Below are 5,281 nucleotides of genomic sequence, written 5' to 3' on the forward strand. Positions count from 1 at the left end.
CCCTACGTTTCCATCACGCCTTTCACCCGCTCGGCCAGCTCGGCCGCTTCGCGCGCGTCCTTCACGTTGGTGAAACTCATCACCAGCGCCGCTTCCCGTTGCGCCTCCACGCACCAGCTGTTCAGCGCCTGCAGGCCCAGGCCGGCTTCGCGTGCGCGGGCGGCGATGGCCTTGTCGTCGCCGTCGACGCGGCCGATCAGGTGCAGGCCGCCGGGCAGCTCGTCGAAGCGCATGGCTTCGCCCAGGTGCCGTTCCAGCGCGCTGCGCAGCATCCGTCGGCGCTCGGCGTAGAGCGTGCGGGTGCGCTTGAGATGGCGGGCGAAGTGGCCTTCGGCGATGAAGTCGCAGAGGGTCGCCTGCAGCAGTTCCGCGCAGCCGTTGGCGAAGGTCTGCTGGCAGCGCACGAAGCGCGGCAACAGCTCGCTCGGCAGCACCAGGTAGCCCAGGCGCAGGGCGGGGAACAGCACTTTGCTGAAGGTTCCGCTGTAGAGCACGCGGCCCTGGCGGTCGAGGCTCTTCAGCGCCGGCAGGGGGAAGCCGGCGTAGCGGTATTCGCTGTCGTAGTCGTCCTCGACGATCCAGGCCCCGGCCTGCGCCGCCCAGTCCAGCAGGGCCAGGCGCCGCGGCAGGCTCAGGGCCACGCCGGTGGGGCTCTGCTGCGAGGGGGTGACCAGGGCGAAGCGTGCGTCGGGCGCGCGACGGCGGCCTTCCTCCACCAGCAGGCCATCGGTATCCACCGGCACCGGCACCAGGCGCGCGCCGGCCGCGGCCATCAGCTGGCGCCCGCGCGGGTAGCCGGGGTCTTCGTGCCAGACGGCGTCGCCGGGTTGCAGCAGGGCGCGGCTGATCAGGTCGAGGGCGCCCTGGTAACCGGCGCAGATCAGCACCTGCGCCGGTTCGCAGGCGATCCCGCGCGACACGTTGAGGTAGCCGGCCAGGGCCTCGCGCAGGGGCGCGTAGCCGCACGGGTCGGGGTAGGCCAGCGCGCCGCCGGCGGTACTCCGCAGGCGCCGGCCGGCCAGGCGCGACCAGAGCGCGCGGGGGAAGGCGTCCAGCGCCGGCAGGCCGAGCTGCAGCGGCAGCACCTGCGGGCCGTGGGCGATCAGCCCGGGTAACACCTGCTCCGCCTGCGGCGCCAGGCGCGCCGGGCGCTCGGCGTTGCGCCCGGCCAGTTGCGGCGAGACCACGGTGCCGGCCGGCCCGCGCGCCAGCAGGTAGCCCTCGCTGGTCAGCAGCTGGTAGGCCAGCTCCACCGTGCCACGCGCCACGCCCAGCTCGCCGGCCAGGCCGCGCACCGCCGGCACGCGCTCGCCGGGGTGCAGGGTGCCGCGGGCGATGGCTTCGCGGATGCGCTCGTAGATCTGCCGGTAGATCGGCTGCGCCAGGCTCGGGTCCAGGCGCAGGTCGAGGGATTCGCTCATGTCCTGGCTCGAAGGGCTGATAGCAGGGAAACGACTATGCCATGACGCCGGTCAGGCGTCGCGCCCGCCGAGGGTCTAGGCTTGGGGTTTGCAGATCCCGGAGCAGCAAGGCGATGGACTTCAAGGATTACTACGCGGCGCTGGGCGTGGCCCCGGACGCTGACGAGAAGGCGATCAAGACCGCTTACCGCAAGCTGGCGCGCAAATACCACCCGGACGTCAGCAAGGAAGCCGATGCCGAGGCGCACTTCAAGGAGGTCTCCGAGGCCTACGAAGTGCTCAAGAGCCCGGAAAAGCGCGCCGAGTACGACCAGTTGCGCCAGTACCAGCAGAGCGGCGGCGGGGCCGGGGGCTTCCAGGCGCCGCCGGGCTGGCAGCCGTCCGGCGGCTTCGAGGGCGCCGAGCACTTCCAGGAGCGCGACTTCTCCGACTTCTTCGAGTCGATCTTCGGCGCCCACGGCGGGCCGCAGGCGCACCGCCGGCGGGAAAGGCGCGGCCGCGACATCGAGCTGGAGGTGCCGCTGTTCCTCGAAGAGAGCCAGTCCGGCGAGCCGCAGCCGATCCACTTCAGCCTGCCCAGCCATGACGAGCAGGGCCGGCGCCTGCCCGATGTCGAGAAGACCCTGAAGGTGCGCATCCCGCCGGGCGTGGTGGACGGCGAACGCATTCGCCTGAAGGGCCAGGGCGGGGCGGGCGTCGGCGGCGCGCCGGCCGGCGACCTGTACCTGGTGATCCGCCTGGCGCCGCACCCGCTGTTCGACGTCGACGGCCGCGACCTGATCCTCAGCGTGCCGCTGGCGCCCTGGGAAGCGGCGTTGGGGGCGAAGATCGAGGTGCCGACCCTGAGCGGCCGCATCGCCCTGGCCGTGCCGGCGGGCAGCCAGAGCGGGCAGCGCCTGCGCATTCGCGGCAAGGGCCTGACCGGCAAGAGCGGCGAGGCCGGCGGCGATCTCTACGCGGTGCTCAAGGTGGTGATGCCCAAGGGCGCGCCGGAAGGCGAAACGCGCAAACTCTGGGAGGAACTGGCCGGCAAGGCGGCCTTCGACCCCCGTAGCCAGTGGAGCAAACGGCCATGAGCGAATTCCTCCTGACCCTGGAGCTGGAAGAGCTCTGCGAAAGCGCGCGGCTGCCGCGCGAGGTGCTGCTGGAGATCGTCGAGGTGGGCATCGTCGAGCCCCTGGAGCGGCGCGGCGATCAATGGTTGTTCAGCGTCGAATCGCTGACCCTGGTGCGCCGCGCGGTGCGCCTGCACCGGGAGTTCGAGCTGGACTGGCCGGGCATCGCCGTGGCCCTGCGGCTGCTCGACGAGGTGGAACTGCTGCGCGCCGAAAACGCCCGGCTGCGCCAGCGGCTGTCACGTTACGAGGAAGACTGACGCGAGCGGGCCACGCCCGCGATTCGCAGCGGCCCGCAGGGCGAATAACGCGTAGCGTTATCCGCCGTCCGGCCGTGGCGCCGGGGCATCGGCGTACAACCGCGAACGGTTGTACGCCCAACTCATGCGGGGCTCAGGCCCCGGCGATCTTCTCCACCCAGGCGGCATAGCTGTTGATGATGGTCTGCAGGAACGGCTTGACCTGGTCGTTGGGCTGGCCGGCCGCGTCGAAGAAATTGCCGGCGCCGCCCAGGTAGGTTTCCGGCTGCTGCATGCACGGCACGTCGAGGAACACCAGCGACTGGCGCAGCGCGTGGTTGGCGCCGAAGCCACCGATGGCCCCCGGCGAGACGCTGACCACCGCGCCCGGCTTGCCGCCCCAGGCGCTCTTGCCGTAGGGGCGCGAGCCGACGTCGATGGCGTTCTTCAGCGCCGCCGGCACCGAGCGGTTGTATTCCGGGGTGACGAACAGCAGCGCGTCGGCGCGGCGGATGCGTTCGCGGAAGGGCGCGTAGGCGGCCGGCGCGCTGTCGCCGTCGAGGTCCTCGTTGTACAGCGGCAACTGGCCGATCTCGACGATCTCCAGCTTCAGGTTGGCCGGGGCCAGGGCCGCCAGGGTCAGGGCTACCTTGCGGTTGAGGGACTCCTTGCGCAGGCTGCCGACCAGCACGGCGACGTCGAAGACTTTGCTCATGGGCGTTTCCTTGTTGCGGGGGATTCGGAACCCTTGGTTATAGCCGAGAAACATGGCGGTTGAGGGACGCCGGGCGCATCGGTCGCGCACGCATGTCCCAGTCGCAAACTGCTTTCTTGGCTCTGTTGGCTGTGCCATTGGCGCCCTAGAGTGGCCTCACTCACTCCACGACCGAGGTGCGACATGTGCGCGAAAGTCTTCTTTGCCGGTGCCAGCGGCGCCGTTGGCCGGCGCCTGCTGCCGTTGCTGCTGGCGCGCGGCTACCGGGTGCTGGCGGTCAGCCGTGACCCGGCGCGCGCCGAGGCGCTGCGCACGGCCGGCGCCGAGGCGCAGGTGCTCGATGTGTTCGATGGCGACGCGCTGAGCCGCGCCATGCTGGAGTTCAGCCCGCAGTGGGTGGTGCACCAGCTCACCGACCTGCCGCCGGCGCTGGACCCGGCGCGCATGGCCGCCGCCGCCTCGCGCAACGCCCACCTGCGCCGCGAAGGCACCGCCAACCTGGTGGCCGCCGCGCGCGTCGCCGGTGCCCGACGCCTGGTGGCGCAGAGCATCGCCTGGGCCTACGCCCCGGGCCCGCAGCCGCACCGCGAGGACCAGCCACTGGACCTGGCCGCCGAAGGCCCGCGGGCCGTCAGCGTCGGCGGCGTCGCCGCCCTGGAAGAGGCCGTGCTCGGCGCCGCGCCGCTGGAAGGCCTGGTGCTGCGCTACGGGCGGCTGTACGGCCCGGGCACCGGATTCGACGAGCCCGACCCGCGCCTGGCCCTGCATGTCGACGACGCCGCCCGCGCCGCGCTGCTGGCGCTGGAGTGGGGCACGCCGGGTTGCTACAACCTGGCCGAGCGCGACCTCGACGTCAGCTCGGCGCTGGCCCGCTACCGGCTGGGCTGGCAGCCGGGCTTCCGGCTGGAGGCCTGAGCCATGTCGAGCCTGATCCTGAATCGCCCCCTGCGCGCCTGGCCGCTGGCGCTGCTGCTCCTCGGCAGTGTCGGCCTGGGCTTGCTGCTGCAGAGTCGCAGCGCGACGGAAGACGCCGCCGCGCGGCCGCAGACGAGCGTGACGCGGCTGTCCTGCGAACCCCTGGCCGAGGTGCCGGGCAAGGTCGTCAGCACCCTGCTGGTGGACTTCCCGCCCAACGCCTACACCCCGGCGCACCGGCATTCCGGCGCGGTCAGCGTATTCGTGGTGCGTGGCCAGGTACGCTCGCAGATGCAGGGCGAGCCGGCCCGGCTCTACCCGGCCGGGCAGTCCTGGTTCGAACCGGCCGGCGCGCTGCACCGGTTCGCCGAGAACGCCAGCGCGGAGCAGCCGGCGCAGGTCCTCGCCACCATCATCAGCGACGAAGGCTGCGGCCCGCTGGTGATTCCCGAACCCCATGCCCACTGAGCCCAGGAGAGGCCGATGACCCCCTTCACTCCCTTCAGCGAACAGCAGTTGCAGGCCTGCCTCGCGCGCCTGGGCCTGCCGCCGCAGGCGCCCGCGCCGACCCTGGAGAACCTCCAGCGCCTGGTCGATGCGGCGCTGCACCACCTGCCCTTCGAGAACCTCGACGTGTTGCTCGACCGGCCGATTCTGATCGAGCCCGACGCGGTCTTCGCCAAGATCGTCGAAGGCCATCGCGGCGGCTACTGCTTCGAGCTGAACAGCCTGTTCGCGCGGCTGCTGGTCAGCCTCGGCTACCGTCTGGAGTTGCTGGTGGCGCGGGTGCGCTGGGGCATGCCGGCGGACGTCGAACGCACCCAGCAGAGCCACCTGCTGCTGCGCGTCGAGCTGGACCAGGGGCCGTACCTGGTG

General features: G+C 71.8%; 7 protein-coding genes. 5 read left to right on the forward strand and 2 right to left on the reverse strand.

What is annotated here, in order from left to right; translation table 11 throughout:
- Window positions 1–2: 2 nt before the first annotated feature.
- Window positions 3–1,421 (reverse strand): PLP-dependent aminotransferase family protein, encoded by a 1,419-nt coding sequence (locus P3W75_RS09100; protein WP_276227047.1) that lies wholly within the window; start codon window positions 1,419–1,421, stop codon window positions 3–5.
- A gap of 113 nt (window positions 1,422–1,534) precedes the next feature.
- On the opposite strand from P3W75_RS09100, the gene cbpA reads away from it, so the two are divergent.
- Both cbpA and P3W75_RS09110 read left to right on the forward strand, forming a co-directional pair.
- Window positions 1,535–2,497 (forward strand): curved DNA-binding protein, encoded by a 963-nt coding sequence (gene cbpA, locus P3W75_RS09105; RefSeq protein WP_276227048.1) that lies wholly within the window; start codon window positions 1,535–1,537, stop codon window positions 2,495–2,497.
- Entirely contained in the window at window positions 2,494–2,796 is a 303-nt protein-coding gene (locus P3W75_RS09110; protein WP_276227049.1) for a chaperone modulator CbpM, read from the forward strand. Before cbpA ends, P3W75_RS09110 begins: the two co-directional genes overlap by 4 nt.
- 133 nt (window positions 2,797–2,929) lie before the next feature.
- Here P3W75_RS09110 and P3W75_RS09115 read toward each other — a convergent pair whose 3' ends face one another.
- Window positions 2,930–3,490, reverse strand: coding sequence for an NADPH-dependent FMN reductase (locus tag P3W75_RS09115; protein ID WP_276227050.1), 561 nt, complete (start codon window positions 3,488–3,490; stop codon window positions 2,930–2,932).
- 183 nt (window positions 3,491–3,673) lie between these two features.
- Between P3W75_RS09115 and P3W75_RS09120 the strand changes: the two genes are divergently transcribed.
- The 3 genes from P3W75_RS09120 to P3W75_RS09130 form a co-directional block, all read left to right on the forward strand.
- Window positions 3,674–4,405, forward strand: a complete 732-nt coding sequence (locus P3W75_RS09120) for an NAD-dependent epimerase/dehydratase family protein (protein WP_276227051.1) — start codon at window positions 3,674–3,676, stop codon at window positions 4,403–4,405.
- Between the two features lie 3 nt (window positions 4,406–4,408).
- Window positions 4,409–4,873, forward strand: a complete 465-nt coding sequence (locus P3W75_RS09125) for a cupin domain-containing protein (RefSeq protein WP_276227052.1) — start codon at window positions 4,409–4,411, stop codon at window positions 4,871–4,873.
- Window positions 4,874–4,888: 15 nt separating this feature from the next.
- On the forward strand, window positions 4,889–5,281 hold a 393-nt coding region (locus tag P3W75_RS09130), incomplete at its 3' end, for an arylamine N-acetyltransferase family protein (RefSeq protein WP_276227053.1).

This window comes from Pseudomonas citronellolis (genome assembly GCF_029335315.1).
Taxonomy (GTDB): domain Bacteria; phylum Pseudomonadota; class Gammaproteobacteria; order Pseudomonadales; family Pseudomonadaceae; genus Pseudomonas; species Pseudomonas citronellolis_A.

Bases quoted from the DNA above. Each gene is read 5' to 3' on its own strand.
- cbpA (WP_276227048.1), top strand. From the start codon at position 1,535: ATGGACTTCAAGGATTACTACGCGGCGCTGGGCGTGGCCCCGGACGCT.
- P3W75_RS09110 (WP_276227049.1), top strand. From the start codon at position 2,494: ATGAGCGAATTCCTCCTGACCCTGGAGCTGGAAGAGCTCTGCGAAAGC.
- P3W75_RS09100 (WP_276227047.1), bottom strand. From the start codon at position 1,421: ATGAGCGAATCCCTCGACCTGCGCCTGGACCCGAGCCTGGCGCAGCCG.
- P3W75_RS09125 (WP_276227052.1), top strand. From the start codon at position 4,409: ATGTCGAGCCTGATCCTGAATCGCCCCCTGCGCGCCTGGCCGCTGGCG.
- P3W75_RS09115 (WP_276227050.1), bottom strand. From the start codon at position 3,490: ATGAGCAAAGTCTTCGACGTCGCCGTGCTGGTCGGCAGCCTGCGCAAG.
- P3W75_RS09120 (WP_276227051.1), top strand. From the start codon at position 3,674: ATGTGCGCGAAAGTCTTCTTTGCCGGTGCCAGCGGCGCCGTTGGCCGG.